The following is a 25785-nucleotide window of genomic DNA, read 5'->3' on the forward strand; positions in this document are numbered from 1 at the left end:
TGAGAAAGGGCCGGCAGCGATGCCGGCCCTTTTCGTTTGGGTGAGGTCCAAGTTGGTCTTGGTTCAAGTTGGTCTCGGTCCAAGCGAGCGACGCGTCAGCCGATCAGCAGGAGATCCAGCACGACCGCGGCGATGCCGCCCGCCACGGCCAGTCCGAGGATGACGACGCTGCTGAGCTGATCGACGGAATCCACGTCCTGACCGACGCGGTGTTGGAACTCGTTCGCTGACACGCGCTACCTCCGTTGAAATACCGCACGGCAACGGACGGGGCGGGGTATCGTTCAATGGCGGACCGTCGCAGGTCCTCCCCCGAGCTGCGTGGATCGCCGACGCGGAACCTCCCCACGCAATGCCGGTTGGCTCCCTCAACAGGGAGGACAGCCATGGTCGATGCCAGCCAGATTCGCGAGCATGCCACCGTCGTCGGTTCCGATGGCGGACATGTCGGTACGGTGGATCACGTCGGAAAAGGCGAGATTAAGCTGACGAAGAGCGATGCCGACGCGGGCGGGCTCCACCACTACATCCCCCTCAACCTCGTGATCGCCGTCGAAGGTGATCAGGTCCGCCTCGATCGGAGTGCCGACGAGGTGAAGAAGGAGTGGAGCACGTCGGGCGCCGCGTAAGCGAATGTCAATTTGCCCCGTCTGAGCACGGCGTTCGGCCTTGCCACTGGCCGATAGCCGACGCCCCGTCCATGGAGAGAACCGTGACTGCACAGAATGATCGGCCGAAATCAGAGTCCGAGCCGAAGCCGATCGGTGATCCAGCCCCCGCTCCTCAGCCGCCGGCTGGGGATCCCCCGCCGCATCGGCCGGATGCGATCCCGGATGAGGATCTCGACCAAGTCGAGGAGCAGCCGAGCTGATGCGTCTGGCGGGCCACCTTCAAGCGTGGCCCGTCTCACGTTCGACGATCTCAGCGTGATCTCAGTGGCAGCCGCAACCGCCGCTTCCGCAGCTCCCGCCGCCATGGCTCGGTTTTGCGGGAGCGCTGGCCACGCGATCCCTGGTAAGGCCGCGCTCCTCCAGCTCGCGAAGGTAGGTCGACCAGCGGTTCCGATACTCGCGGCCGAGGTCGAACAGGTAGTCCCACCCGTAGATGCCCGTATCGTGCATGTCGTCGAAGAACAGCTTCACGGCGTAGTTGCCGATGGGCTCGACCGAGAGGATTGCGACATCGCGCTTGCCACCCAGCACCTTGCGCTCGGCCGGAGAATGGCCTTGAACCTCCGCTGAGGGACTCGACACGCGCAAGTATTCGGCAGGCAGCTCGAAGCGACCGCCGCCATCGAACGCGACGGTCAAAATGCGCTTGTCACCCGACAGGCGGATCTCGGTGGGCCAGCGCTCACTCATGACGGTCGATTCCACGCTCTCATGCCGGCGTTGCGCTCCCGCGCTTGCCGGGGAATGCCACCGCCCTCATATGGATGGCCATGTTGGATCTGTCAGCCGACAAAACCACCCATGCCGGCACCGAGTCGAGTTCAGAGGCGCGTATGTGGGGCCCCGCCGACGATACCCTCGCGCCCGTGCGGCCGGCGCCGCTGATCGACCCTTTCCAAAGGGCGATCACCTATCTCCGGATCTCGGTGACGGATCGCTGCGACTTCCGCTGTGCCTATTGCATGTCCGAGGACATGCAGTTCCTGCCCAAGCGCGATCTGTTGACGCTGGAAGAGCTCGATCGGCTCTGCGGCGTGTTCATCGATCGCGGGGTGCGCAAGCTGCGGATCACCGGCGGCGAGCCGCTGGTCCGCCGCGACATCATGCATCTGTTCCGCCGGCTCTCCCGCCACCTGGAGAGCGGCACCCTCGACGAGCTGACGCTGACGACCAACGGCTCCCAGCTTGCCCGCTTCGCGCCCGAGTTGGCCGAACTCGGCGTTCGGAGGATCAACGTTTCGCTCGACACGCTGGACCCCGACAAATTCCGGGCGATCACCCGGCGCGGCGATCTGTCGGTGGTGCTGGCGGGGATCGAGGCGGCGCGCGCGGCCGGTATCAAGGTCAAGATCAACGCCGTGGCGCTCAAGGGCGTCAACGAGGATGAGATCGCCGACATGATGACCTGGGCCCACGGGCTCGGCATGGATCTGACGCTGATCGAAGTCATGCCGCTCGGCGAGATCGAGGGCGACCGCACCGACCAGTTCCTGCCGTTGTCGGTCGCGCGCCAGCGCCTCGAGCAACGCTTCACGCTGACCCCGCTGCCCGACCGCACCGGTGGGCCGGCGCGTTACGTGCGGATCGAGGAGACCGGCGGGCGGCTCGGTTTCATCACGCCGCTGACGCACAATTTCTGCGAGAGCTGCAACCGGGTGCGTCTCACCTGCACCGGTAAGCTCTACATGTGCCTCGGCCAGGAGGATGCGGCCGATCTGCGCGCGGCCCTGCGCGCCTCGCCCGACGACGCGCTGGTGACGCAGGCCGTCGTAGAGGCGATCTCCCGCAAGCCCAAGGGCCACGACTTCGTCATCGAGCGCGCGCGCCCGGCGGCCGTACCGCGGCATATGAGCGTGACTGGGGGCTGACGATTTTCAGCCCGCGACCGGGACGAGACTGTCGCGAATCTCCCGATTCGCGAGCCAATTCTGAACGCGATCGCACTGCGTGGCGATCTTCGGCGTGTGCGCGTAGATCGCCAGCGATCCCTCGACCATCGTCCGCAACTCGATGCAGCGGGCGGCATCCACGAGGAAGTTCAGGCCGCCGAGCGGCGGCTTGAAGGTCGTGCTGCCGGTGACGCCGAGCCGAGCCGCGATCTCCGGATAGACCGGCCAGATGCTGCCGCTGAGCGGATCGGGCAGGTAATCCTCGCAGGCCGCCGATCGCGCCGGGATCTCGGCGCGGTGAAGCGCGTCGCGCGCGAGATCCGCGAGCACGAACAGCTTCGGGTGATTGATCGTGTGCATGAAGCAGCCGCGGCGCATCCACCCGGCGAACAGGCGGTCGAGGTTGCAGCCGTGCGCGTGGCTCATCGCCAGCAGGGCGTCGCGATTGGGAAACCAGCCGTCGAGATAGCCGACGCGCGAAAAAACTTCGGCCCGGAACAGCGAGACGATGTCATCGGCCGAGAAGCCGCGGGCGAAACCGTAGACGATCAGCGCCGAGTGGTAATCGCCCATCGGCGAGCCGAACAGGCCGCCCTTGTGGGTGATGTAGACGATATCCGGGTGGAAGGCCGGGAACACGATCGTCGGGACGGGCACGACGAACCGAGCGGTTTCGAAGATCCGCGCGGGCGTCACCTCGCCGAACGGACCGGCCTCGAATGGAAAGCACACGGTCAGGTCGGCGTCCCGGACCGCGTCCAGCAGCCGCGCGGGACTTGAGTCGAACTGCGAGAACGTCGCCGGCTCTACCGACGCGATCTCAGCATCCGGCGCAAGGAACCCCAGGCACCCCGCAAGGACGGCGACTTGGCAGTTGTTGCCGACGACGACGATTCGCCTAGCCACGGCCGCGTGCCTCCGGCTGCCAGCAATTCCTCGTCGCAGACCACGGCGGCCTGCCGGGCGAATTCATGGCGCGCCTCGTGCAGGCTGCGGCTGGAAGCGGGGAGGGCGTCGTGGTCCCCGCCCTCGGTGAGATGGCGGAAAAAGACCCGCATGACATGATCGACACCGTCCTTGCTGACGGACCTGAGATCGCTCTCGAGATAGCGGAAGGCGCCCTCGGGCGAGGTGATGATCTCGTAGGATGGGAAGTACAGCGTATCGTCGCGGGTGTCGGCGAGACGCTGGGCGGCGACCCGGAGCACCGCCTTGCTGTGTACGGTCGATTGCAGCACGTGGCGCCCTTCATAGGTCGCGACAAGCGGCACCGGCGAGACCGTTAGAATCAGGCGCGCCCTCGGATTGACCGCTTTCAGGGCGTCGGCGAAGGCGGAGAGATCCGCGATCACTTCCTCGACCGGCTGGTTCCTAAAAACGTAGGCCTCCGAATCGAAGGTGCCGGCGGCTACGCCCGGGCAGAGCGGGAAAGCCGCCCCATCGGCCGTTGCCTGCCAGCCCTCGGTGAGGCCGAGGGTGAAGACGAAGACGTCGAGGTTTTCGAAGAGCCGGCGCATCTGGGCGAAGTGCGCTTGCCGTTCCGCCTCGATCGCTTCGGGGCCAGCAAAGCCCGCAGGCTCGATGCGCGGCCGGAACGGGTCGGCGAAGCGCCCATCCGCTCTTTCCCAAACGGTATCGGCGGGGGTGAAGCGGCCATAGGCCCGCTCGATGAGCTGCAGGAGCTGGCGCGCGGTGTAGACGTTGCCGTAGCGCGCCGAGAACAGGCGGTAGCCGCGCGCACGCGCTTCGTCCGTCGTGACGCCTTCGGGTGCATCCTCCGTGACGAGGTAATGGTAGCCGCTCGCCTGGAGTCTGTCGGCGATGTGCTGGGCAAAGCAGCTACCCGCCGTGGCGATCCGGGTCTGCCGGGTCAGACGGAACCCATCCGGTATCGGCGGACCGGCCATCGGGTCGAGGGCGAACAGCGGCAGCGAGCCGACGGAGCGATCCCAGAAGGCGTGGTCGGCAAGACCGGTATAGGGGTTTCGGGCGCGGTCTTGCATCTGCGGGCGGACCCTAGCTGAGCGGCTCCGCAGCGGCAACGGTCGTCACTCGAGCCGTATCCAACCGGGTTGCATCAGGCCGGCGTCTCTCGGAAGGCGTTTCAACGCGCATTCTTTCGCTGAGCCGGCGTCCACTTCATCGGAAAGCGCTCGCGCGCTGCTGCGCTTTGCATTTTGAATGTCATGCGCGCGAGGCTAGAGCTCGCCCTGAGACGATCGGATACCGGAGACACCAAATCCATGGCGAAAGTCGCGTTCCTGGGCCTCGGCGTGATGGGCTCGCCGATGGCGGGGCACCTTGCGAGGAAGGGCCATGACGTCACCGTCTTCAACCGCACCGCTGCCAAGGCCGAGGCGTGGGTTGCCGGCAACGGAGGCCACGCCGCCGCAACGCCTCGCGAGGCGGCGGCCGGATGCGCCATCGTGTTTGCCTGCGTCGGCAACGACGACGATTTGCGTTCGGTGGTGCTCGGCGCGGACGGCGCCTTCGCCGGCATGGAGAAGGGCGCGATCTTCGTCGATCACACCACCGCCTCGGCCGAGGTCGCCCGCGAACTGTCCGCTGCGGCGGACGCGGCCGGACTTCGGTTCATCGACGCCCCGGTCTCCGGCGGCCAGGCGGGCGCGGAAAACGGCGTGCTGACCGTGATGTGCGGCGGCGAGGAGGCGACCTACGCCGAGGCCGAACCGGTCATCATGGCTTACGCCAAGTCCTGCCGTCTGCTCGGGCCTTCCGGATCGGGCCAGCTGACCAAGATGGTCAATCAGATCGCCATTGCTGGGTTGGTGCAGGGGCTCTCGGAGGCGATCCACTTCGGCAAGCGCGCCGGCCTCGATGTAGAGGCCGTGCTCGACGTGATCTCCAAGGGCGCGGCCGGCTCCTGGCAGATGGAGAATCGCGGCCGGACCATGAACGCGGACAAATTCGATTTCGGTTTCGCGGTGGAGTGGATGCGCAAGGATCTTGGCATCCTGCTCGCCGAGTCGCGCCGCAACGGCGCCCGGTTGCCGGTGACGGCGCTGGTCGATCAGTTCTACGCCGAGGTCGAGGCCATGGGCGGCAAGCGCTGGGACACCTCGTCCCTCATCGCCCGATTGGAGCGCTGAGCCGGGTCTGCACCAGGGACCACGCCTCCTCCGGCGTGGTCCAGTGCCAATCCTCGCCCATCTGGTGGCGGAACCACGTGAACTGGCGCTTCGCGTAGCGGCGGGTGTCGCCCTGACCACGCTGGATCGCTTCTTCGCGGGAGATCGTCCCATCGAGATGCGCGATCAGCCCCGGCACGCCGTGGGCGCGCATCACCGGTAGCAACGGATCGAGATGCCGCTCCCGGAGCGCGGCGACCTCTTCCAGGGCGCCTTGCTCCATCATCGTCACGAAGCGCGCGTCGATACGCTGGCGCAGCGTCTCGCGCTCGGTGGCGAGGAAGAGCTTCAGCATCGGCTTTCCGGCGAGCGGGCCCGGCACACGGACCTCGTGAAACGAGCCGATGGAGCGGCCGGTCGCCGCGTGGATCTCGAGCGCCCGCATCACGCGCATCCGGTCCGAGGGCCGCAGCCGCTGGGCGCTCTCGGGATCGCGCAATGCGAGCGCGGCGTGAAGCGTCTCGGTCGGCTGTCCGTCCGCCTCCGCTCGGATCCGGTGCCGGACGTCGTCGGGCACCTCCGGCAGATCCGAGATGCCCTCGTCGAGGCTGCGAAAGTAGAGGCCGGTGCCGCCGACGAAGACCGGCAGGGTTCCCGCGTCCATCTTCGAAAGAAGCGCGGCCGCGTGCCGCTGGAAGTGCCCGACGGAGAAGTTCACCGCCCCGTCGATGCGGCCGTAGAGAAGATGGGGAGCCAGCCTTTCCTCCTCGGCGGAGGGCCGCGCCGAGAGCACGCGCAGGTCCGCGTAGACCTGCATCGAATCGGTATTGATCACCGTGCCGCCGAAGGCGCGCGCGATCCGCAAGCCCAGCGCTGACTTGCCCGACGCGGTGGGCCCTGCAATGAGGATGGCAGCCGGACGCCCTGTTTCCTGCCCGTCCGGACTCCGCACGGCACATCTCCATGACCCTCGTCGCGACGCTGATAGCAAACCCCGCTCGGCCCGCCATCACCGATGCGGTGCTCGCCGAGGCGCGCCGCGTCACGCGGACGGAGCATCAACCGCGAACGCTCCATGGTGAGGTCGCGGCCGAACTTCTGGTGCCGGGCACGCCCGACGACGCGCCGGCTCTCACCGAGGCCCTGCGCGCGGCGTTCGGCTCCGAACCGATCGACGTTGCCGTGCTCCCCCACGATCAGCACCGCCGCAAGCGGCTGTTCCTCGCCGACATGGACTCGACCATGATCGAGCAGGAATGCATCGACGAACTCGCCGACGTCGTCGGCATCAAGGATCAGGTGGCGGCGATCACCGAGCGGGCCATGCGCGGCGAGGTCGCCTTCGAGCCGGCCCTGCGCGAGCGGGTGGGCCTGCTGAAAGGCCTATCCGTCGGCGTGATCGACGGTCTGATCCGCGACGCCATCCGCCTCACACCGGGCGGCGGCACCCTCGTCGCGACGATGCGGGCGCATGGCGCTTTCACCTGCCTTGTCTCGGGCGGCTTCACCCTGTTCACCGGCCCCATCGGCACCCGTCTCGGTTTTGACGAAACCCGCGCCAACCGCCTCGATGTGGCGGACGGACACCTGACGGGACGGGTGGTCGAGCCGATCGTCGGCGCGGAGGCCAAGCGCGCGAGCCTCATCGAACTGCGCGAGCGGTTGGGCTTGAGTGGCGCGGAGACGATCGCCGTGGGTGACGGGGCGAACGACCTGCCGATGCTCGGAGAGGCCGGGCTCGGTGTCGCCTTTCGCGCCAAACCGAAGGTGGCGCAGGCGGCGCAGGTGCGAATCGAACACGGCGACCTGACCGCGCTGCTCTACCTTCAGGGTTTCTCGGCCGCAGAGTTCGTTGCCTAGATTCTTCCGACCACAGCCCGAAGCTTCGTGACGCAGCCCGACCGCGTACCCATCCCCTCTCCCCCGGTTCGGGAAGAGAGGATGGTAAAGGCGTCGATCGGGTCGCCGCTTACTCCAGCCCGATCGCCACGAAGCGCACGTCGCCGCTGGCACTGGCGACCAGCAGCAGCACCGACTTGCGGCCTTCCTTCTTGAGCGCCTCGACGCGCTTCGTCACGTCGGCCGGGTTCGCGACCGCCTCCTGCCCGACCTCGACGATGACCTCGCCGGGCTGGATGCGCTTGTCGGCGGCGGTCGAGTTCGGATCGACCTTGGTGACGACCACGCCGCTCTTCACGCTCTCCTTGATGCCGTAGCGGCGGCGCGCCTCGTCGTTGAGGCCGGAGAGGTTGAGGCCGAGGATCTGGCGGTTGACGGATTCCGCCTCCGGCTGCTTGACGTTGGCGACCTGGGTCTTTTCGCCGTCCTCGAGGCGGCCGAGCAGGACGGACTTCGTCTGCTCCTCGCCCTTGCGCACGATCTGGACATCGACGGTCTTGCCGACCGGGGTCGCGGCGACGATGCGCGGCAGTTCGCTCGAAGACTTCACGGGCACGCCGTTGAACTTGACGATGACGTCGCCGACTTCGAGCCCGGCGGTCTTGGCCGGGCCCTTCTCATCGACGCCGGCCACCAGCGCGCCCTTGGCGCCGCCCTTGAGGCCGAGCGCCTCGGCGGTGGCCTCGTCGACGTTCTGGATGCGCACGCCGAGCCAGCCGCGGCGGACCTCGCCGAACTGCCGGAGCTGATCGACGACTTGGCTCGCCGTGCCCGACGGCACCGCGAAGCCGATGCCGACCGAGCCGCCCGAGGGCGAGAGGATCGCGGTGTTGATGCCGATCACCTCGCCGTCCATGTTGAACAGCGGGCCACCCGAATTGCCCTTGTTGATGGCCGCATCCGTCTGGATGTAGTTGTCGTAGGGGCCGGACTCGATGTTGCGGCCGCGTGCCGAGACGATGCCGGCGGAGACCGAGCCGCCGAGGCCGAACGGGTTGCCGATCGCCATCACCCAGTCGCCCGGGCGCATCTTGTCGGAATCGCCGAACGGCACGGCCTTGAGCGGGCGGTCGGCGGTGGGCTTCACCCGGAGCAGGGCGAGGTCGATCTTCGAATCCTTGCCGATGATCTCCGCCTTCAGCTTGGTGCCGTCGTGCAGGATGACCTGGATGTCGTTGGCGTCGCCGATGACGTGGTTGTTGGTCACGACGATGCCCGACGCATCGATGATGAAGCCGGAGCCCAGCGAGTTCGACTTGCGCGTGGGACCGCGCGGGCTGTCCTCGTCGCCCTTCGGCGCGCCCTGGCCGCGCCGCTTGAAGAATTCCTCGAACAGGTCCTCGAACGGCGTGCCCTGAGGCAGCTGCGGCAGGTTGCGGCCGCCGCGGTTGCTGGCCTCCACCGTGGTCGAGGCCGAGATGTTCACCACGGCATCCGTCACCTTCTCGGCGAGGTCGGCGAGCGATTCCGGGCCACGGGCGAAGGCGGGCATCGGCAGGGCAGTGACCGTGACGCTGACGCCCAGCACCGCGGCGGCCAGGGCCGATGAGGCGCGCCGGGCAAACGACGGCGTTCGGCCCCGGACGGCGTTCGCGGCGACTCTCATGGACGTTCCCTCAAGCTCCGAGCGTGCCTGTTTCAGGCCGGCTTATAAATTCGGCGGCCGGCATCCCTGATCAAGGGCGCCGGCCGGGATGGTCCTATCGGCCGCAGGCTCAGCGCACGGCGCCGGTGGTGGCGCCGGCACCCGAGGCCGTCGGCTCGGTGCCGCCGCTGCGGGCACCCTGCGGGCGACGACCCTGCGGATCGTTGAAGTAGCGGAAGAAGTCCGAGTTCGGGCTCACCACGAGCCGCGTGTCCTGACCCTTCAGCGCCTGCTCGTAGGCCTGCATCGACCGGTAGAAGGCGAAGAAGTCGGCATCCTGCCCGAAGGCTTCCGCCAGGATGCGGTTCCTGTCCGCATCGCCCTGACCGCGCAGCTCTTCCTGCTGCTGGTTGGCTTCGGCCAGGATCACGACGACGTCGCGGTCGGCCTTGGCGCGGATCAGCGTCGCCGCCTGGTCGCCGTTGGCGCGGATGTCGGTGGCCTCCTTTTTCCGCTCCGACGTCATGCGATCGTAGACCGCCTGGCTGTTCTTGGCGGGAAGGTCGACGCGGGTCATGCGCAGATCGACGATCTCGATGCCGAGCCCCTTGGCCTGCTTGTTCACGTCCTCTTGGATCGTGTTCATCAGGTCGGCGCGCTCGGTCCGCACGATGGCGTCGCGGCTGGTGCGGGCCAGGACGTTGCGCAGCGCCGAGTTGGTGAAGCTCGCCAGACGCTGGTTCGCCAGCGCGGTCGTGCCGACCGACTGATAGAACTTCAGCGCATCGACGATGCGGTAGCGGACGAAGGCGTCCACTTCGAGGTTCTGCCGGTCGGCGGTGAGCAAAGTCTGCACCGGCAGGTCGAGGTCGAGCACGCGCTTGTCGAACAGCACGACGCTGTCGGTGAACGGCACCTTGAAATAGAGGCCGGGCTTGTTCTGGCCCACCGGGTTCAGCACGTCGCGCACGCGGCCGAGCTGGAGCACCAGCGCCTGCTGCATCTGCCCGACGGTGAAGACCGAGGCGTAGAGCCCGATCGCGACCGCGGCCGCGATGACGATCAGGCCTGTCCGAATCGCTGGATTGTTCATCGGCCCGTCGCTCCGCTCGTCTGCGTCCGCCCGTTCTCCATCAGCGGCAGCACCGGCAGCACGCCCGCGCTGTTGGCGCCGGCCACGCCGCCGTTCTGGTCGATAATGACCTTGTTCACGGAGCCGAGCACCTTCTCCATCGTCTCGAGGAAGATCCGCTCGCGGATCACCTCGGGCGCGACCTTGTAGGAATCGTAGACCTGCCGGAAGCGGGAGGCCTGACCGGTCGCCTCGGAGGTCGCCTGCGAACGGTAGGCCTCGGCCGCCTGGACGACCTTGCTCGCGTTGCCTCGGGCCTCGGGCACCACGCGGCTGGCGTAGGTCTCGGCCTCGTTGCGCACCTGCTGGGCGTATTGCTGGGCCGCGTTCACGTCGATGAAGGCGGGCCGCACCTCGGGCGGAGGGGTGACGCTGGTGAGCTGCACGACCTCGATCCGCACGCCCGCGCCGTACTCGTCGAGCGCGCCCTGGACGATCTCTTTGACCTCCTGGGCGATGCTCGACTGCTCGTTGGTCAGGATCGCCTGGATATTGCGGCGGCCGATGACCTCGCGCATCGCGCTCTCGGCGATGGCCTTGATCGTCCCGTCCGGGTTGGCGAGGTTGAAGACGTAGTCCTCCGCCTTGAGCGGATTGACGCGCCACTGCACCTCGAAATCGATATCGACGATGTTCTCGTCGCCGGTGAGCATCAGGCTCTCTTCCGGCACGTCGCGCTGGCGGGTGGTGTTGCCGGCGTTGATGTAGCCGATCGGAATCGAGTTCACGATGCCGACGTTGGGCTTCTGCACCGAGCCGATCGGGTAAGGGAAGTTGTAGCGCAGGCCCTCGCCGGACTGGCCGGTGTAGCGCCCGAAGATCGTGTTGATGCCGACCTCGTTGGGCTTCACGATGTAGAAGCCGGTCAGCAGCCACGCGCCGAGCACGAGGCCCGCCGCCACGAGGATCCCCTTGCCGCCGCCGAAGCCTCCGCCCGGCATCACGCCGCGGAGTCGATCCTGGCCGCGCCGGAGCAGATCCTCGAGATCGGGGGGCGTCTTGCCGCCACCCCCGCCACCCCAGGGGCCGCCGCCATTGCCGCCGCCGGGACGGCCCCAGGGGCCACCTCCGCCGCCGCTCTGATTGCTCCAAGGCATTCTCGACGTGAACTCCTGCTGAAGCCGGCCCCCGCGGATGCGGAAGACCCTCGACCTAAACCCGATCCGATCCCGGGCCGCCCTCCGGCCATGAGGCCGGAAAAGCCGGTTTCCCCAAGCGCCAGAACGCGTTTGCGGTGCCGCATGGACGCTGCGCACCTGAGTGGCGCCGCGCGGTCCTGTCAAGGCTGGCAGGTGGGTCCGCACCGCGTCAACCGCAACGTCCGCTTCGGCCCAGAAACTTCGCCCGCCCCTGCGGCCAAAGCGCCTGATGGCTGCTCAACGACCCTCCAGCCGCTCCAGATCGACGAATTGGAAGGCGAATTCGTCGCGCTCGCCGGGGCCGTGGGCCTCGCGCAGCGTCTCGCGGAAGGCCGCGCGGTCGAAGGGCGGGAAGTACGCGTCGCCCTCCGGCGCCGCATCGACCTCGGTGAGGTGCAGCCGGTCGGCATGGGGCAGGGCGAGCCGGTAGATCTCGGCGCCCCCCACCACCATCAGCTCGTCACGTCCGGCCGCGGCGAGCGCCTCGTCCCAGTCGTGCACGACGGTCACCTCGGGAAGGTTCAGGGCGCGGTCGCGGGTGAGGACGAGGCTGCGCCGACCGGGCAGGGGGCGGCCGATCGAGTCCCAGGTCTTGCGCCCCATGAGGATCGGCTTGCCCATGGTCAGCGCCTTGAAGCGCTTCAAGTCGCTGGAGATCCGCCAGACGAGATCGTTGTCGCGGCCGATCACGCCGTTGCGGGCGACGGCCGCGATGAGGGAGACGCGCGGCGGCCCCATCAGACGGCCACCGGCGCCTTGATGGCGGGATGCGGTTCGTAGCCTTCGATCACGATGTCCTCGAAGCGGAAATCGAACAGGGAGCGCACCTCCGGATTCAGCCTCAGCCGGGGCAGGGGGCGCGGCGCGCGGGAGAGCTGAAGGCGGGCCTGATCCAGGTGGTTGGCGTAGAGATGCGCGTCGCCGAAGGTGTGGACGAAATCGCCGGGCTGGAGCCCGGTCACCTGCGCCATCATCGCGGTGAGCAGGGCGTAGCTCGCGATGTTGAACGGCACGCCGAGGAAGGCGTCGGCCGAGCGCTGATAGAGCTGGCAGGACAGCCGGCCCTCGGCCACGTAGAACTGGAACAGGCAGTGGCAGGGAGCGAGCGCCATCCGGTCGAGATCGGCCGGGTTCCAGGCGGAGACGATGAGGCGGCGCGAATCCGGGTTGCGGGCGATCTCGTCGAGAATCCAGGCGATCTGATCGACGGTGCCGCCGTCGGGCTTGGCCCAGGAGCGCCATTGCCGGCCGTAGACGGGGCCGAGATCGCCGTTGGCGTCGGCCCACTCGTCCCAGATCGTGACGCCGTTCTCTCTCAGATAGGCGACGTTGGTGTCGCCCTTGAGGAACCACAGCAGTTCGTGGACGATCGAGCGCAGGTGAAGCTGCTTCGTCGTCACCAGAGGGAATCCCTCGGACAGATCGAACCGCATCTGGTGGCCGAACACCGAGAGCGTGCCCGTGCCGGTGCGGTCCTCCTTGCGGACGCCCTCGGACAGGATGCGGGTGAGCAGATCGTGATACGCGCGCATGGCCGCTCAGGTCTGCCGGGCGTCCGGGCCGATGTCGAGTCGGGCGCCTCCGCCGTCCCGCTTTTCCCGGTGTCTTGGTTACGCGGGATCGGCTCCTACCGGAGGAGGCTCGGGCCGAGCTGGTAGGCGAGCAGACAGAAGTTGCTCCAGCCGTGGAGCAGGATGCAGGCCCAGAGCCGGCCGGTGCGCCAGCGCAGCCAGCCGAGCGTGATGGCCAGCGGCAGCAGGGTCAGCGGCCGGGCGAGCGCGCCCTTGGCACCGGGATCGAGGGAAACGTGGGCGAGGCAGAACAGGAGGGCGGTCGCCACGATCGTCCCCGCCGGACCGAGGAAGGCGCTCGCCCGGGCGAAGGTCTCGCCTCGGAGCAGCAATTCCTCGGCAATCGGTGCCAGCAGCACCACGAAGGCGAACCACAGCCAGAGCATCGCCGGGCCGAGGAAGGGTGAAAGGCGGACCCCGTTTCCGAAATTCATGTGGAGCGCCGCCGCGGTGGTCGTCACCCAGGTGATGTGGATCAGCGGCCACAGCGGCAGCAGCAGCCAGAGCCGCCGCATCGGCGCCCGTGGCTCGACGGGGCGTGCCAGTCCGAGCCGCCGGCGCCAGTCGCCGCCGCCGGCCCAGGCGGCGAGCCCGACCACGAGCAGCGCCATCACAACCTGCCGCAGGGCATCCATCACGACGCCGCGCCCGGCGATCTCGGCGAGCGGCAGCCGCGGGCGCGAAGCGGTGCTCGTAAGGGGATCGATCCCGAGCCGCAGGTCGCCGCCGACGCGGACGATGACGAGGGCGAGCCCGCTCGCCAGGAGCAGGATGGCGAGCGGGACGGCGATGAGCAGCAGCACCCGGCCGAGCCAGAAAATCCCCGCCGAAATCCGGTCCTGGGGCAGCCTCGGCGGGCGTGCATCGGCGGCGACGGGCGGCATATCGGCCACGCTCGCAACGCAGAGCGGGTCTGAGCGCGGATCGCTCTTCAAAACCGCCGTCGGCCTCTCTATATTCGCCTTGCCGGTCGCAAGGCCGGCTATGGCGATAAACGTTCTTCGCAATAAACCTATCGGACCCGGGGGCGGTACCCGGCGCCTCCACCCGAACCCAGGACCGATGGCCGCACGGCCGAATGTGTTGGGTTCCGGCGGGGGCGAAATAGGATCGACGAGGGCGTAAAGGGTGAGCTTTCGCTCGGCATGGTTCCGCCGTTATCGGGCCTTTGCAATAGTTGCCAACGACAACTTTGCTCCGGTGGCTGTCGCCGCGTAAGCGGTGCCAAAAACCGACCTAAAGTCCTAGCGGGTAGCACCGCATAGGCGGGGTTCGGAGGTACCTGGCAACAGAAACCTCCACTCAATTTCCACGACCCGGCGCAGCCCAATCCCGGCCGTGACCGGTGAAGCGAGCGCCGATGGCCGAAGATCTGATCCGTTACGATCTCCTGGTTCAGGACGCCCTGCGCGGCGTCGTGCGCAAGGTGCTGACCGATGCCGCCCGCGAGGGGCTTTCCGGCGAGCACCACTTCTACATTTCGTTCCGCACCGAGGCGCCGGGCGTGCGCATGTCGCAGCGCCTGCGCGAGAAGTACCCGCAGGACATGACGATCGTTCTGCAGCATCAGTTCTGGGATCTCGGCGTCACCGAGCACAGCTTCGAGGTCGGCCTGTCCTTCTCCGGCGTGCCCGAGCGGCTTCTAATCCCGTTCGACGCGCTGTCGGGCTTCTTCGACCCTTCCGTGCAGTTCGGCCTCAAATTCGATCTCAACGAAGGCGCCGAGGGCGAGCAGGCGGAAGAGACGCAGCCGAGCGCTCCGATCAAGGCTGGTCCGCGCGGGGCGGCCTCCGAGCCTGCCGAGATCAAGCCGAAGAGTACCGGTCTCGCCACGGTGCAGAACGGCCCGAAGATCGTTCCGGCCCTCCCCGCCGCGGGTAAGGCGAAGACGGATCTCAAGCCGGACAGCAAGCCCGAGGACGGCACAGAGGCCAAGCCCGAGGCCGCCGAGAAGACCGATCGCGACGGCACCGCAGAGGTCGTGAGCCTCGACGCCTTCCGTAAGAAAAACTGATTTTTTCCGCACGACCGCTCCTCCTGCGGGGGAGCGGTCGCCCGCATCAGGCGCGCCGCTGGGCCAGCATCCGCAGGCCTTCCTTCGGCCGCAGCGTGACGCGGTGGAGCGGCGTCACCGGCGGATGATCCGCCGGCAAGGTGAGCCGCACCGCGCGCGCGACGTGGGCCAGCACCAGCGTCGCTTCCTGAACAGAAAAGCTCTGGCCGATGCAGACCCGCGGACCCGCTCCGAACGGCAGGTAGGCGAAGCGTTCGACGCGGTCGCGCCGCTCCCCGAGGAAGCGCTCGGGGATGAAGGCATCCGGCTCCTCCCACAGCTTGCGGTGCCGGTGCATCACCCAGGGCGCGATGATGACGGTCGAGTTGCGCGGAATCTTCACCCGCCCGATCCGGTCCTCGCGGAGTGCCTGGCGGCTGAGGAACGGCACCGGCGGGAAGAGCCGCATCGTCTCCTCCATCACTGCCTTGGTGAAGGGCAGCCGGTCGAGTTGCAGCGCGCCGTCCGGTCCCGCGGCGGCATCGACCTCCGCTTCCACGCGGGCGCGCGCCGCCTCGTCCTGCGACAGGCAGTAGAGCGCCCATGTCAGGGCGTTGGCCGTGGTCTCGTGGCCGGCGGCAATGAAGGTGACGATGTTGGCCTTCACCTCGAGGTCGGAAAGGCCGCGACCGGTCTCCGGGTCCTGAGCCGCGAGCAGCAGGGTCATCAGGTCATGGGGGGCCTCGCCGCGGGCGAGCGCGGCCTTGCGCTCATTGAGGAGCGTGTCGACCACCTCGGCGAAGAACCGCAGCGCCGGCCGGGCTCGCAGCCGGCCGAGCCGCGGCACGAAGGCGGGGAAGCCGAACACGTCGAGGGGGTCGATCGGTCCGATCGATTCGAGCAGGCGGGTGATCGCGCGCCCGAGCGCGTCGGGATCGCCGGGCAGGCCTTGCGTGAAGATCGTCTGCTCCAGCACGTCGAGCGTGGCGCGGGTCATCTCCAGGGCGATATCGACCGTGGCGCCGTCGCGCCGGGCCAGCCGCCGGCCGAGCCGTGCGCCGGCGGCTTCCATCTGCGCGACGAAGCCGGCGACATGGCGTGCGGAAAAAATCGGCGCCAGCGTGCGACGCTGAAGCCGCCACTCGTCGCCTTCCGCCGTGAGCAGGCCGTTGCCGAGGCCCGGCGCCAGCACGCGCTTCTGCAGGTCGTCCTTGCGGTAGTGAGCGGCGCGCTCCACCAGCAGGTAGCGCACCAGGGCCGGGTCGCTCACGACGGTGATGCGTCCCATCGCCGTCTCGCCCGCGACGACGAATTCCTCGAAATGCACGTCCATCCAGGTGGCGATCGGGTTCTCGCGCACCTTTTTCAGGAAGGCGAAGAGACCGAGCGGCCGCGTGAGCGGCGGCGGTACCTTGGGCCGGAAAAGCGGTGTGTCCGTCGGAGGCGCGAGGGGCAGCGTATCCAGCATCGGCAGGCGAACAACCTCGGCGGTAACGGAGTGCACGATGCGTCATCCCCCGTTCCGGGCCGGCATCGCGCTTGTCATCGTGCTTCGTTAAGTAGGGCCGCATCCGAGCCAACGAAGAGGCCACGATGTCGCCGCACGAGAACCCTTCCGTCGAGACGCGCACCGAGTCCGATACCTTCGGCCCGATCGAAGTGCCCGCCCACCGCTACTGGGGCGCCCAGACGCAGCGCTCGATCCAGAACTTCAAGATCGGCACCGAGCGCCAGCCGGCACCGCTCGTCCACGCGCTCGGCACCGTCAAGCAGGCCGCCGCGCTGGTGAACAAGGATCTCGGCGGCCTCGATCCGAAGATCGCCGACGCGATCGCCGAATCCGCCGCCGAAGTCGTCGCCGGACAGCACGACGACGAGTTCCCGCTGGTGGTGTGGCAGACGGGCTCGGGCACGCAGTCCAACATGAACGCCAACGAGGTGATCGCGAGCCTCGCCAACGAGCGGCTTGGGGGCAAGCGCGGCGGCAAGTCGCCGGTCCACCCCAACGATCACTGCAACCGCAGCCAATCCTCGAACGACACCTTTCCCACCGCCATGCACATCGCGGTCACCCGCGAGGTCCACGAGCGGCTGCTGCCGGCGCTCTCCCACCTGCACACCGTGCTCGACGCCAAGGCCCAGGAGTTCGAGAGCATCGTCAAGATCGGCCGCACCCACCTTCAGGACGCGACGCCGGTGTCGCTCGGCCAGGAATTCTCCGGCTACGCCGCGCAGGTCGCGCTCGGCGGCGCGCGCATCGCCGCCACGCTTCCCGGAGTGCTGGCGCTGGCGCAGGGCGGCACGGCCGTCGGCACCGGCCTCAACGCGCATCCCGAATTCGCGGAGCGGTTCGCGGCCAAGGTCGCCGAGCTGACCGGGCTGCCCTTCACCTCGGCCGAAAACAAGTTCGAGGCGCTCGCCACCCACGACGCCCTCGTCTTCCTCCAGGGCGCGCTGACGGCTTTGGCCTCGGGCCTGTTCAAGATCGCCAACGACATCCGCCTGCTGGGCTCCGGACCGCGCTCGGGCCTCGGCGAATTGTCGCTGCCGGAGAACGAGCCCGGCTCGTCGATCATGCCGGGCAAGGTCAACCCGACCCAGTGCGAGGCGCTGACGATGGTCTGCGCGCAGGTGATCGGCAACGGCACCACGGTGAGCTTTGCCGGCTCACAGGGTCATTTCGAGCTCAACGTGTTCAAGCCGGTGATCGCCAACGCGGTCCTGCAATCGGTGCGGATTCTGGCCGACGCCTCGGTCAGCTTCACCGACAACTGCGTCGTCGGCATCAAGGCCAACACCGACCGGATCAGCGACCTGATGAGCCGCTCGCTCATGCTGGTGACGGCACTCGCTCCCTCGATCGGCTACGACAAGGCCGCCGAGATCGCCAAGACCGCGCACAAGAACGGCACCACCCTGAAGGAGGAGGCGCTGCGGCTCGGCTACGTGACGGACGAGGAGTTCGAGCGGGTCGTGCGCCCCGAAACCATGCTGGCGCCCAGCGCGGAATAAGCGCTAGTTTCGCTTCCCGGCGCGGACTCTCCGCGCCGGGTCGTCCGGAGGGCTGACACGGTGGCCGAGATCATCAACCTGCGCCAAGTGCGCAAGGACCGTGAGAAGGCGGGCAAAGAGGCCAAGGCCGCGGAGAACCGCATCCTGTTCGGCCGGCCGAAAAAGGCGAAGACGCTGGCCGAGACGCGCAAGGCGATCGAGCAGTCCCGCCACGAGGGGCACCGCCTCGCCGATCCCGACAAGGAATGACGCGCGCGCCCCTGCGGGAGAACGCGAAACGCTCGGTGATGATCGCGGGCCACCGCACCAGCGTCTCGCTGGAAGCGGAGTTCTGGACTGCGCTTCAAGAAATCGCGCAGGGGCGCGGGCAATCGGTGCAGGCGCTGATCGGCGCCATCGATTCCGAGCGCGGCGCGCGCAACCTCTCCTCGGCGATCCGGGTGTTCGTGCTCGGCGTGTTTCGTGACGAGCGCGCGCCTTCAGAGGGCCCCCTCGCGAATCGCGCCGGGATCGGCCAGAGCGTGCAGGAGGCCGGCGGCGGAGTGGGCGAAGCGTAGGGTGACCGACTTGCGCCGGGCCGGGCTCAGCGGATGGTCCGGCGGCTCACGCAGGATCGCCGCGCCGAAAGAATCGGCGACGATGAGGCCGCATTCCTCCGGGATCAGCGATTCCGGCACCGTCTCGGGGATCGCGAAGAAGAAGCGGTCGCAATAGTCGCGGTAATCCGGCCATTTCCGGTCGGCGCGAAAGTCGGCGACGCTCGATTTGATCTCGACGATGGTGAGCCGTCCGGCGCCGCAGAGCGCGATCACGTCGGCGCGGCGCCCGTTGGCGAGCGAGAATTCCGGCAGGCTCACGCAGCCCATTTCGGCGAGCAGGCGTCGGACCCCGCGCTGGATATTGAGCGCGGTCGGTGACTGGCGCCGGTCCGGCGGCAGGACGATGTGGGCGAGGGCTGTGGACATGCCGGGGCGTTGGCTTGCGGATGAGGCCGAATCGAGTCCGCGCATCCTGCCAGCGCGATCACCTCGGTGTCACCGGCCGCTTTGCCGCACGGCGCAGTCGCCGACATCAGGTCACGGCTCGCCCGAGAAGTAGCTCTTGTAAAACGGATCGTCCCCGAACCACTCTCCATAGCGATAGTTCGCATTGCTGATTCCGCATACGTCCATTTGCGGAGGTCCGATATCGAATTCTATGGCATCTAGGGGGGTCGATGAGACATGTTCCGCAAAATCGGTTCGCATTGGCGTTTTGGCGGGACAGCGATGAGACATCTGGGTGACATCGAGGGGACAGTGATGGGACAGAGGCTGTCTCAATCTCGATAGTCCGCATTGGGTTTTGAGGGGACGGTGAGGTGACACTCATGGGACAGCCGTGAGACACCGGACCGTGGCCTGCAGGAGCCTGGACCGAGCCTCAGTAGAGCCAATACCAGTCCATGCCCTCGGTGCTCAGGGCGCCGTAGTTGGTCACGCCGTTCGTGTAGACGCAGGTTCGGTCGTAGGAGCTCGGAGGCTGTCCCTTGAAGCGCACGCAGTCGTAGCGGCCTATGCGCTTGTGGACCGTCACCACGGTGCCCTTGGGGATCATGAGGCAGCGCCGGCCTTCCGTGGCTCTGACGGTCGGCCCCTCGGCGAGCTCTGCGAAGGCACGCTTGGCGCGGGCGCGCTCCAGCTCGTTCCCGCGGTTGGTCGCCATCAGCATGATGCGATCGAAGTCCGCGGGGCTCTGGCAGCCCGGCTGGGCGCGCTTAAGGGTATACGGACCCGGAGCCTCGACCTCGGCATGGGCAGCCGTGGAGAGGAGCAGAAACGCGAAAGCGAGAGCATGGTTCTTCATGCCCTCGCTCATAGCTCTGGTTCGTAGGGGTGTCAGCGGGCGCCGGTGGATTCGGCGCTAGATGCGGGGATCCTGGAATAGGTCGGCCACATAGTCGAGCTCCGAAGGTGTCCCGGAATTGAAGCCGTTGCTACCCAGGATCAACTTCGTCTTCATCCGGATGGCTTCCAGCCTCTCTACCGCATGATGACGATGCCGCCTGTCGCTTCCAGGCGAACGCCCTGCTCCGTTTCCGCGCGGAGGCCGAGGCTTTCATAGCCCGATGACAGGACGTTGCAGATCGCATCGACTGCGGAGCGGATCTCGAAGTAGGCTTCGGTCGGACGAAACTCTCCCGACGCTACGCCCATCCCCGGATCTGACGCGAAGAGATCGGCATGGCCGATCAGGCGGTCGTTGCTGAAGATGCGCACGGGCAGCACAGGCAAACCTCTTGGTCGGGTTCAAAGATCGCCACCGCGAGCCGCTGGGTATCCGAACCATGATCTTGCCAGGAGATGGTCCAAAAAACGGATTAGGGACGATGCTCCAGTAAATCAGGCGTTGCTTGGCAGCCTGCTTCTGCCCGAGGTCCACTCCTCCCATCGGTCGAGCAGGCGCTCGAACGCCTCGCGAGCGAAGACTTCACGGCTCCTTTGGTAGGACGGCTCGATGGACAGCGTCGAAACTTTCCACAACTCGCCGATCAGGATTGTTGCCATCGATTTGCGTTTGACGACGAACTCCATCTCCCGCCTTCGATTGAGGGGGGGCGAGTTGAAGTCCCAGATTCCATCAAACTCATCAACGGTGAAAAACATCGTATGCCGCTGTACAGCAACTGGAGTGAGCGACCAAATATATCCACCGGGCTCATCTTGAAGCAGGATCTCTCCGCCACGGTTGTCGATCAGCATGCTGCAAAAGCAGATAAGTTTCTCGATGACATCAGTAAAAACTGCGGAGACGCGGCAATTTAAATTTTTTCGAGAGGTTATGATGTCTAAATCACTCCATCCGTATGAGCGAAATAGTAGTGAGATGGTGAATTCGTCGAAAACTTGAGACGGCTCTCTAGTCATTTCGGATCCGGGTTTTCGAAGAATTATCTGTATGATTTGCCTTAAAATCACGATGCGACTGATATTTTTCATGGCAAATCTTATAAATTTACTTTAACTCAGTGCAAAAGCAATATATAAGGTCAAATGCAAATTCTGCAGATTATCGACCTGTCGTCAATGACAAAGCCGCCCGGATCGCCGCGAACCCGTCCGTGAGGGCCGCCGGGCCCGGCTGGAGGATCAGCGGCGACTTGATCTCGTGGATGCGCCCCGCCGCCACGGCGGGAATGGCGTCCCATCCGGGCCGGGCGCGGATGCGCTCGATGTTGACGCGCTTGCCGCACCAGGAGGCGAGGATCACGTCGGGCGCGGCCGCGATCACCTGCGCCGCGGTGACGATCCGGTCTTTCGCTGCTTGCGCGCGGCTCAATTCCGGAAACACGTCCTGCCCCCCGGCATAACCGATCAGGTCGGAGACCCAGCCGATGCCGGAGATCATCGGCTCGTCCCACTCCTCGAAATAGACCTTCGGCCGAACGCGTCCCGCGCTCTCGGCGACGGCCTCGGTGAGGTGGGCCGCGTAGGACTGCGCCAGCACCTCGGCCCGCTCCGCCGCGCCGACGAGGGCGCCGACGGTGCGGATCATCGCGAGGCAGCCGGCCACATCGCGCTGGTTGAACAGGTGGACCGCGACGCCGGCGCGGGCGAGGCTGGCGACGATCTCGGCCTGGAGATCCGAGAAGGCGAGGACGAGGTCCGGCTCGAGGGCGAGAATCTTGGGCAGATCGGCGCTTGTGAAGGCCGAGACCCGCGGCTTCTCCCGGCGCACCTGCGGCGGGCGTACGGCGTAGCCCGAGACGCCGACGATGCGGCGATCCTCGCCCAGCAGATAGAGCGTCTCGACGGTCTCCTCGGTGAGGCAGACGATGCGTTCGGGCGGGAAGCGTCGCATGGCGCGTCAGTAATGAAGCCACGTCAGCAGGCCCGCGCCGGGGGCGAGCAGCACGAAGGCCCAGACGAAGGCCGAACTCCAGTTCGCGAGCTGGAACGGAATGCGCGCGAGGCCGAAGCTGCCGGCGACCAATGGCACCACTGCCCGCGCCGGACCGATGAAGCGGCCGATGAGGATCGCCCCCGCACCCCAGCGCCGCAGGAAGGCTTCGGCCTTGGCCGTCATTTCCGGGTACCGGCTCATCGGCCAGAGACGCTTCACGCCGTCCTTGTAGTAGTGCCCGACTTCGTAGGAGACCCAATCCCCCAGCCCGGCGCCGATGCCCGCCCCGATCACCAGGGGCCAGAACGGCAGGCCGCTGCTGCCGATCAGAGCGCCGATGCCGAGCAGGATCGCCGTGGCCGGTACCAGCAGCGACAGGACCGCGAGCGATTCGCAGAAGGCGATCACCCCCGTCACCAGCGGTGCCCACGCCTTGTATGTCTCGAGGAAGGTGAGGATGGATTGGCGGGCGGCGTCGAAATCCATACTCACTCCGGAAGATGGGCCGAGAGCCGTATCCACCCTGATGGCATCCGGCCGGCGTCTCTCAGTCTTTGTTTTGATGCACATTCCTTCGACGAAGCGGTGACCGCTTCGTCGGGATGCGCTCAAGGTCGGCCGAGCCCTAACGCGCCGCTGCACCGATCGGATGCGCGCGGGGGCCCGCCGGGCTATCACGATGCAGGAGCGGATACCGGAGCACCATGAAGGTCCTGTCGATCCAGTCGCACGTCGCCTACGGCCATGTGGGCAATTCGTCCGCCGTGTTCCCGATGCAGCGGCTCGGGGTCGAGGTCTGGCCGGTGCACACGGTGCAGTTCTCCAACCACACCGGCTACGGGCAGTGGCGCGGGCGCGTCTTCGACGGGCCGGCGGTGGAGGAGGTGGTGCAGGGCGTGGCCGAGCGCGGCGCGCTCAAGGAATGCAACGCCGTGCTCTCCGGCTATATGGGCTCGGCCGATATCGGCACCGCGATCCTGCGGACGGTCGCCGCCGTGCGGGCGGCCAACCGCGAGGCGCTCTATTGCTGCGATCCGGTGATCGGCGACACCTACTCCGGCGTCTACGTCCGCCCCGGCATCGCCGACTTCATGCGGTCGCAGGCCGTTCCGGCGGCCGACATCCTCACCCCGAACCAGTTCGAACTCGACCTCATCTCGGATGCGCCGAGCGACACGCTGGCGGCCGCCAAGGCGGCGGCCGCTTCGGTTCAGGCGCTCGGCCCGCGTGTCCTGCTCGTCACCTCGCTCGTCACGGCGGAGACGCCGCCGGACGCGATCGACATGATGGCGGCCGAGGGCGGCTCGTTCTGGCGGGTGCGCACGCCCCGGCTCGACCTGAAAGCGGTCTCGGGCGCGGGCGATGCGGTCGCCGCGCTCTATCTCGTGCATTACCTGCGCACCGGCTCGGCGGCCCTGGCGCTCGGCATGGCGGCGGCCTCGATCCACGGCCTGCTGCGCCGGACCGCCGAGGCCGGTTCGGACGAGTTGCTGACCGTCGCCGCGCAGGAAGAATTCGTCGCGCCGAGCGCGGCCTTCCCTGTCGAGATCGTTTGAACCTTCTCAAGGAGTCATGATGCCGGACCGCCGCTTCGCCACCCTCGACGTGTTCACCGACGCGCCGCTGGCCGGAAACCCGCTCGCGGTGGTGCTCGACGCCGACGGGCTCAGCGCCGAGGCGATGCAGGTGATCGCCGGCGAGTTCAACCTGTCGGAGACGGTGTTCGTGCTGCCGCCGGCCGAGCCGCGCCACCGGGCCCGCCTGCGTATCTTCACACCGGCCCGTGAACTGCCCTTCGCCGGCCACCCGACGGTTGGAACGGCGGTGCTCCTCGCCCTCCGCGACCGGGCCGAGCGGCAGGCCGTGGCACAGGCGGATGCCGCCGCCTTCGGGCTCGAGGAAGAGATCGGCATCGTCTCCTGCGTCGTCGAGGCGGCGGAGGATGGCAGAAGCGGCCGTGCCCGCTTCAAGCTGCCGGTTCTGCCGACCTATCTCGGCGAGGCTCCGGCCAACGATGCCCTGGCCGCGGCCTTGGGGCTGAAGCCCGGCGATCTCGGCTTCAACCGCCATCAGCCAAGCCGGCACGGTGCCGGTCCCGCCTTCACCTTCGTGCCGGTCGCGTCCGGCGAGGCGCTGGCGCAGGCCCGGCTCGATCCCGCCCGGTTCGAGCGCCTGTTCCGACATGCCGAGCCGGACGCGCTCTACCTCTACGCCCTCGACGCGGAGGGCCTTGGGCAAAGCTACCAGGCACGGATGTTCGCGCCCCATTTCGGCATCACGGAAGACCCGGCGACGGGCGGCGCTGCGGCGGCCTTCGCCGGCGTGCTGATGCAGTTCGAGCCGCTGGGCGAGGGCACCCACGACGTGGTGATCCGCCAGGGCGTCGCCATGGGGCGGCCGAGCACGATCGACCTTCAGGTCGTCATCGCGGAGGGCGCCCTGCGCTCCGTCGAGATCGGCGGGCAGGCCGTGGTGGTGAGCGAGGGCGTGCTGCGTGTCGATTGAGATCGCGGGCGACGCCGCGCCCGGTTTCAGCCTCACGCCGCTGGAGCGGATCTCCGCGCGGCGCGTCGAGCACGATTGGGCCTGGGCGCGGGACAACGCCGAGGCGATCGACCGCAACTGGGAGCGCCGCCGGGCGGAGACGCCGGGCCTTTTCGACGGGCCGGTCTACCTCGCTAGCGGCTGCACCCTCGCGGACGGGGCTTGCGAGGCGAGCCTGTTCGAGGTGCGCTACTCGCGCTTCCTCGCCTTCCGCGATGCGGGCGTGCCCGATGCGCTGGTGGCCAACGCCTTCGCGGCGATCGTCCCGCACAGCCATGACGGGGCGGTTCTCCTCGGCGTGATGGGCGCCCAGACCGCCAATGCCGGACAGATCTACTTCCCCTGCGGCACGCCCGATCCCGGCGACCTGCGCGACGACGGCACGGTCGATCTCGCCGGCAGCGCCGCGCGCGAGCTTTTGGAGGAGACCGGCCTGACGCTTCCCGACGGGGCGGAGGAGGAATGGGTGCTCCTGCGCGGCGACGGCCAACTCGCCTTCCTGCGCCCGGTCCGCTTCGACTGCGCGGCCGAGACGCTGAAGGCTCGCATCGAATCGCATCGCGGCCACGAGGAGGAGCCGGAACTCGCTCGCAGCATCATTGCCCGCTCGCGCTCCGATATCGACGCCGCCCGGATGCCGGGCTTCGTGCAGGCCTATCTCGCGAGCATCTTCCCGGCCTGAACGCCCGGCTTTTACCGGTAGCCGTAGCGTGCCTTGGCCGCCGCGAGCAGGCTCATCGCCTCGCCCTCGCGGCCGGCGGCGCAGGCGCCCGCCGCCTTGTCGAGGTCGGCGCTGAAGCGCGTGCCGACGGCCGCGGACAGATCACCGGTCTTCACGTCGCCCGCGACGATGGCCTGCGTCCGAGCGATGGTCGGGCCGCACCCTGTGCCGGTCGGCAGGGTCGTGACAACCGGTGCTGCGGCCACGGCCGCGACCGGAGGCGGCGCGCTCGACTGGCAGGCGCTCAAGGCGCAGCCGAGGACGAGGAGGGAGATGGCACGGGGAAGCGGCGCGGGCACGACGGGTCTCTCCGGTTGCGAGAGGAGGTTCGCTGCAGCCAAGCTTGGCCGCCGGTTTGTGCCCTCCGCGCGTGGGCCGGTCAATCGTTGGAGAGACGCGGCACAGGCATGTGCTTGTCACGATCCCCGCCAATCGGTACATACCGCCACCCTGGTCTCGTAACGGTGTTCCGGCGAGTCAGCCTCTTGAGGAGAATCGAGCGTGGCCCCTGGCCGCCCTGCGCAGACGAACGATGGCGCCGCTCTCGCGGCCGCTTCGTCGTGCGCGCTCATTCTCGCAGGCCTGCTTCTTAGCCGCCCCTGAGGGCCGTCCGGGCGCGATCGCCTGGGCTCTCAGGGGATGCCCATCGACCGGAAGA

At 67.6% G+C, this 25785-nt stretch carries 30 protein-coding genes and 1 other RNA gene; 12 read left to right on the forward strand and 19 right to left on the reverse strand.

Translation table 11 applies throughout. The features are described from left to right. Positions 1-95: 95 nt before the first annotated feature. Positions 96-233, reverse strand: a complete 138-nt coding sequence (locus Y590_RS27025; RefSeq protein ID WP_193763212.1) for a hypothetical protein — start codon at positions 231-233, stop codon at positions 96-98. Between the two features lie 153 nt (positions 234-386). Here Y590_RS27025 and Y590_RS12250 point away from each other — a divergent pair, with 153 nt between their 5' ends. Then, positions 387-629, forward strand: a complete 243-nt coding sequence (locus Y590_RS12250; RefSeq protein WP_060770082.1) for a DUF2171 domain-containing protein — start codon at positions 387-389, stop codon at positions 627-629. 303 nt (positions 630-932) lie between these two features. On the opposite strand, the gene Y590_RS12255 is transcribed toward Y590_RS12250, so the two are convergent. Then, positions 933-1361: a gamma-butyrobetaine hydroxylase family protein gene (locus Y590_RS12255; RefSeq protein ID WP_060772273.1), complete on the reverse strand. Its 429-nt coding sequence runs from the start codon at positions 1359-1361 to the stop codon at positions 933-935. A 143-nt stretch (positions 1362-1504) separates the two neighbouring features. On the opposite strand from Y590_RS12255, the gene moaA reads away from it, so the two are divergent. Next, positions 1505-2539 carry a GTP 3',8-cyclase MoaA gene (moaA, locus tag Y590_RS12260; RefSeq protein ID WP_060770083.1) on the forward strand — a complete coding sequence of 345 codons (1035 nt, stop codon included), beginning with the start codon at positions 1505-1507 and terminating at the stop codon, positions 2537-2539. A gap of 6 nt (positions 2540-2545) precedes the next feature. On the opposite strand, the gene Y590_RS12265 is transcribed toward moaA, so the two are convergent. Together Y590_RS12265 and Y590_RS12270 are read right to left on the reverse strand one after the other, a co-directional pair. Continuing rightward, on the reverse strand, positions 2546-3466 hold the full coding sequence (locus tag Y590_RS12265; protein ID WP_060770084.1) for a WcbI family polysaccharide biosynthesis putative acetyltransferase: 921 nt from the start codon (positions 3464-3466) through the stop codon (positions 2546-2548). After that, positions 3367-4563 (reverse strand): GSCFA domain-containing protein, encoded by a 1197-nt coding sequence (locus tag Y590_RS12270; RefSeq protein ID WP_060770085.1) that lies wholly within the window; start codon positions 4561-4563, stop codon positions 3367-3369. Before Y590_RS12270 ends, Y590_RS12265 begins: the two co-directional genes overlap by 100 nt. 240 nt (positions 4564-4803) lie before the next feature. Between Y590_RS12270 and Y590_RS12275 the strand changes: the two genes are divergently transcribed. Beyond that, entirely contained in the window at positions 4804-5670 is an 867-nt protein-coding gene (locus tag Y590_RS12275; protein ID WP_060770086.1) for an NAD(P)-dependent oxidoreductase, read from the forward strand. On the opposite strand, the gene miaA is transcribed toward Y590_RS12275, so the two are convergent. Then, a complete protein-coding gene (gene miaA / locus Y590_RS12280) occupies positions 5648-6601 on the reverse strand; it encodes a tRNA (adenosine(37)-N6)-dimethylallyltransferase MiaA (RefSeq protein WP_060770087.1) in 954 nt (317 codons plus the stop codon). The genes Y590_RS12275 and miaA overlap by 23 nt on opposite strands. Before the next feature lie 11 nt (positions 6602-6612). Here miaA and serB point away from each other — a divergent pair, with 11 nt between their 5' ends. Continuing rightward, entirely contained in the window at positions 6613-7509 is an 897-nt protein-coding gene (gene serB / locus Y590_RS12285) for a phosphoserine phosphatase SerB (RefSeq protein ID WP_060770088.1), read from the forward strand. A gap of 109 nt (positions 7510-7618) precedes the next feature. On the opposite strand, the gene Y590_RS12290 is transcribed toward serB, so the two are convergent. The 6 genes from Y590_RS12290 to Y590_RS12315 all read right to left on the reverse strand — a co-directional run bounded on the left by Y590_RS12290 (position 7619) and on the right by Y590_RS12315 (position 13859). Beyond that, positions 7619-9154, reverse strand: a complete 1536-nt coding sequence (locus Y590_RS12290) for a DegQ family serine endoprotease (RefSeq protein ID WP_060770089.1) — start codon at positions 9152-9154, stop codon at positions 7619-7621. Between the two features lie 109 nt (positions 9155-9263). Then, entirely contained in the window at positions 9264-10226 is a 963-nt protein-coding gene (hflC, locus tag Y590_RS12295; RefSeq protein WP_060770090.1) for a protease modulator HflC, read from the reverse strand. Further along, positions 10223-11362, reverse strand: a complete 1140-nt coding sequence (gene hflK, locus Y590_RS12300; protein ID WP_060770091.1) for an FtsH protease activity modulator HflK — start codon at positions 11360-11362, stop codon at positions 10223-10225. Before hflK ends, hflC begins: the two co-directional genes overlap by 4 nt. A gap of 279 nt (positions 11363-11641) precedes the next feature. Beyond that, on the reverse strand, positions 11642-12142 hold the full coding sequence (locus Y590_RS12305) for a dihydrofolate reductase (protein ID WP_060770092.1): 501 nt from the start codon (positions 12140-12142) through the stop codon (positions 11642-11644). Continuing rightward, the gene (locus Y590_RS12310; RefSeq protein ID WP_060770093.1) at positions 12142-12936 is read right to left on the reverse strand and encodes a thymidylate synthase; all 795 of its coding nucleotides are present in this window, start codon (positions 12934-12936) and stop codon (positions 12142-12144) included. The genes Y590_RS12305 and Y590_RS12310 overlap by 1 nt, the downstream gene beginning before the upstream one ends. Before the next feature lie 95 nt (positions 12937-13031). Continuing rightward, a complete protein-coding gene (locus Y590_RS12315; protein WP_060772274.1) occupies positions 13032-13859 on the reverse strand; it encodes a CPBP family intramembrane glutamic endopeptidase in 828 nt (275 codons plus the stop codon). A 42-nt stretch (positions 13860-13901) separates the two neighbouring features. On the opposite strand from Y590_RS12315, the gene ssrA reads away from it, so the two are divergent. Together ssrA and Y590_RS12325 are read left to right on the forward strand one after the other, a co-directional pair. Then, positions 13902-14278, forward strand: a transfer-messenger RNA (tmRNA) gene (ssrA, locus tag Y590_RS12320). 57 nt (positions 14279-14335) lie between these two features. Continuing rightward, positions 14336-14989: an SspB family protein gene (locus tag Y590_RS12325; protein WP_060770094.1), complete on the forward strand. Its 654-nt coding sequence runs from the start codon at positions 14336-14338 to the stop codon at positions 14987-14989. A 46-nt stretch (positions 14990-15035) separates the two neighbouring features. Here Y590_RS12325 and Y590_RS12330 read toward each other — a convergent pair whose 3' ends face one another. Then, positions 15036-16436 carry a cytochrome P450 gene (locus Y590_RS12330; protein ID WP_060770095.1) on the reverse strand — a complete coding sequence of 467 codons (1401 nt, stop codon included), beginning with the start codon at positions 16434-16436 and terminating at the stop codon, positions 15036-15038. Positions 16437-16561: 125 nt separating this feature from the next. On the opposite strand from Y590_RS12330, the gene fumC reads away from it, so the two are divergent. The 3 genes from fumC to Y590_RS12345 are packed head-to-tail and all read left to right on the forward strand — an operon-like array spanning position 16562 to position 18537. Next, complete coding sequence (fumC, locus tag Y590_RS12335) at positions 16562-17980, forward strand: class II fumarate hydratase (RefSeq protein WP_060770096.1); 1419 nt, start codon at positions 16562-16564, stop codon at positions 17978-17980. A 60-nt stretch (positions 17981-18040) separates the two neighbouring features. Then, positions 18041-18229: a DUF4169 family protein gene (locus Y590_RS12340; protein ID WP_060770097.1), complete on the forward strand. Its 189-nt coding sequence runs from the start codon at positions 18041-18043 to the stop codon at positions 18227-18229. Further along, positions 18226-18537 carry a ribbon-helix-helix domain-containing protein gene (locus tag Y590_RS12345; RefSeq protein ID WP_060770098.1) on the forward strand — a complete coding sequence of 104 codons (312 nt, stop codon included), beginning with the start codon at positions 18226-18228 and terminating at the stop codon, positions 18535-18537. The genes Y590_RS12340 and Y590_RS12345 overlap by 4 nt, the downstream gene beginning before the upstream one ends. On the opposite strand, the gene Y590_RS12350 is transcribed toward Y590_RS12345, so the two are convergent. The 6 genes from Y590_RS12350 to Y590_RS12375 all read right to left on the reverse strand — a co-directional run bounded on the left by Y590_RS12350 (position 18460) and on the right by Y590_RS12375 (position 22348). Beyond that, on the reverse strand, positions 18460-18945 hold the full coding sequence (locus Y590_RS12350) for an MmcB family DNA repair protein (RefSeq protein ID WP_060770099.1): 486 nt from the start codon (positions 18943-18945) through the stop codon (positions 18460-18462). The two genes, Y590_RS12345 and Y590_RS12350, sit on opposite strands and share 78 nt — an antisense overlap. Before the next feature lie 457 nt (positions 18946-19402). Beyond that, the gene (locus Y590_RS12355; protein ID WP_144439970.1) at positions 19403-19825 is read right to left on the reverse strand and encodes a hypothetical protein; all 423 of its coding nucleotides are present in this window, start codon (positions 19823-19825) and stop codon (positions 19403-19405) included. A gap of 176 nt (positions 19826-20001) precedes the next feature. Next, on the reverse strand, positions 20002-20247 hold the full coding sequence (locus Y590_RS12360) for a hypothetical protein (RefSeq protein WP_060770101.1): 246 nt from the start codon (positions 20245-20247) through the stop codon (positions 20002-20004). Positions 20248-20361: 114 nt separating this feature from the next. After that, entirely contained in the window at positions 20362-20958 is a 597-nt protein-coding gene (locus Y590_RS26435) for a hypothetical protein (protein ID WP_144439971.1), read from the reverse strand. A gap of 70 nt (positions 20959-21028) precedes the next feature. Then, a complete protein-coding gene (locus Y590_RS12370) occupies positions 21029-21820 on the reverse strand; it encodes a cobalamin-binding protein (protein WP_060770103.1) in 792 nt (263 codons plus the stop codon). A gap of 6 nt (positions 21821-21826) precedes the next feature. Further along, on the reverse strand, positions 21827-22348 hold the full coding sequence (locus Y590_RS12375; RefSeq protein WP_060770104.1) for a DedA family protein: 522 nt from the start codon (positions 22346-22348) through the stop codon (positions 21827-21829). A 218-nt stretch (positions 22349-22566) separates the two neighbouring features. Between Y590_RS12375 and pdxY the strand changes: the two genes are divergently transcribed. Genes pdxY through Y590_RS12390 form a run of 3 tightly spaced genes read left to right on the forward strand, consistent with a single transcriptional unit; the run spans position 22567 to position 25088 of the window. Further along, positions 22567-23418 (forward strand): pyridoxal kinase PdxY, encoded by an 852-nt coding sequence (pdxY, locus tag Y590_RS12380; protein WP_060770105.1) that lies wholly within the window; start codon positions 22567-22569, stop codon positions 23416-23418. A gap of 19 nt (positions 23419-23437) precedes the next feature. Then, entirely contained in the window at positions 23438-24367 is a 930-nt protein-coding gene (locus Y590_RS12385; protein ID WP_060772275.1) for a PhzF family phenazine biosynthesis protein, read from the forward strand. Further along, on the forward strand, positions 24357-25088 hold the full coding sequence (locus Y590_RS12390) for an NUDIX hydrolase (RefSeq protein ID WP_060770106.1): 732 nt from the start codon (positions 24357-24359) through the stop codon (positions 25086-25088). Before Y590_RS12385 ends, Y590_RS12390 begins: the two co-directional genes overlap by 11 nt. A gap of 11 nt (positions 25089-25099) precedes the next feature. Here Y590_RS12390 and Y590_RS12395 read toward each other — a convergent pair whose 3' ends face one another. Further along, on the reverse strand, positions 25100-25426 hold the full coding sequence (locus Y590_RS12395; RefSeq protein ID WP_060770107.1) for a hypothetical protein: 327 nt from the start codon (positions 25424-25426) through the stop codon (positions 25100-25102). Positions 25427-25785 lie beyond the last annotated feature (359 nt).

The organism is Methylobacterium sp. AMS5 (assembly GCF_001542815.1).
GTDB lineage: Bacteria > Pseudomonadota > Alphaproteobacteria > Rhizobiales > Beijerinckiaceae > Methylobacterium.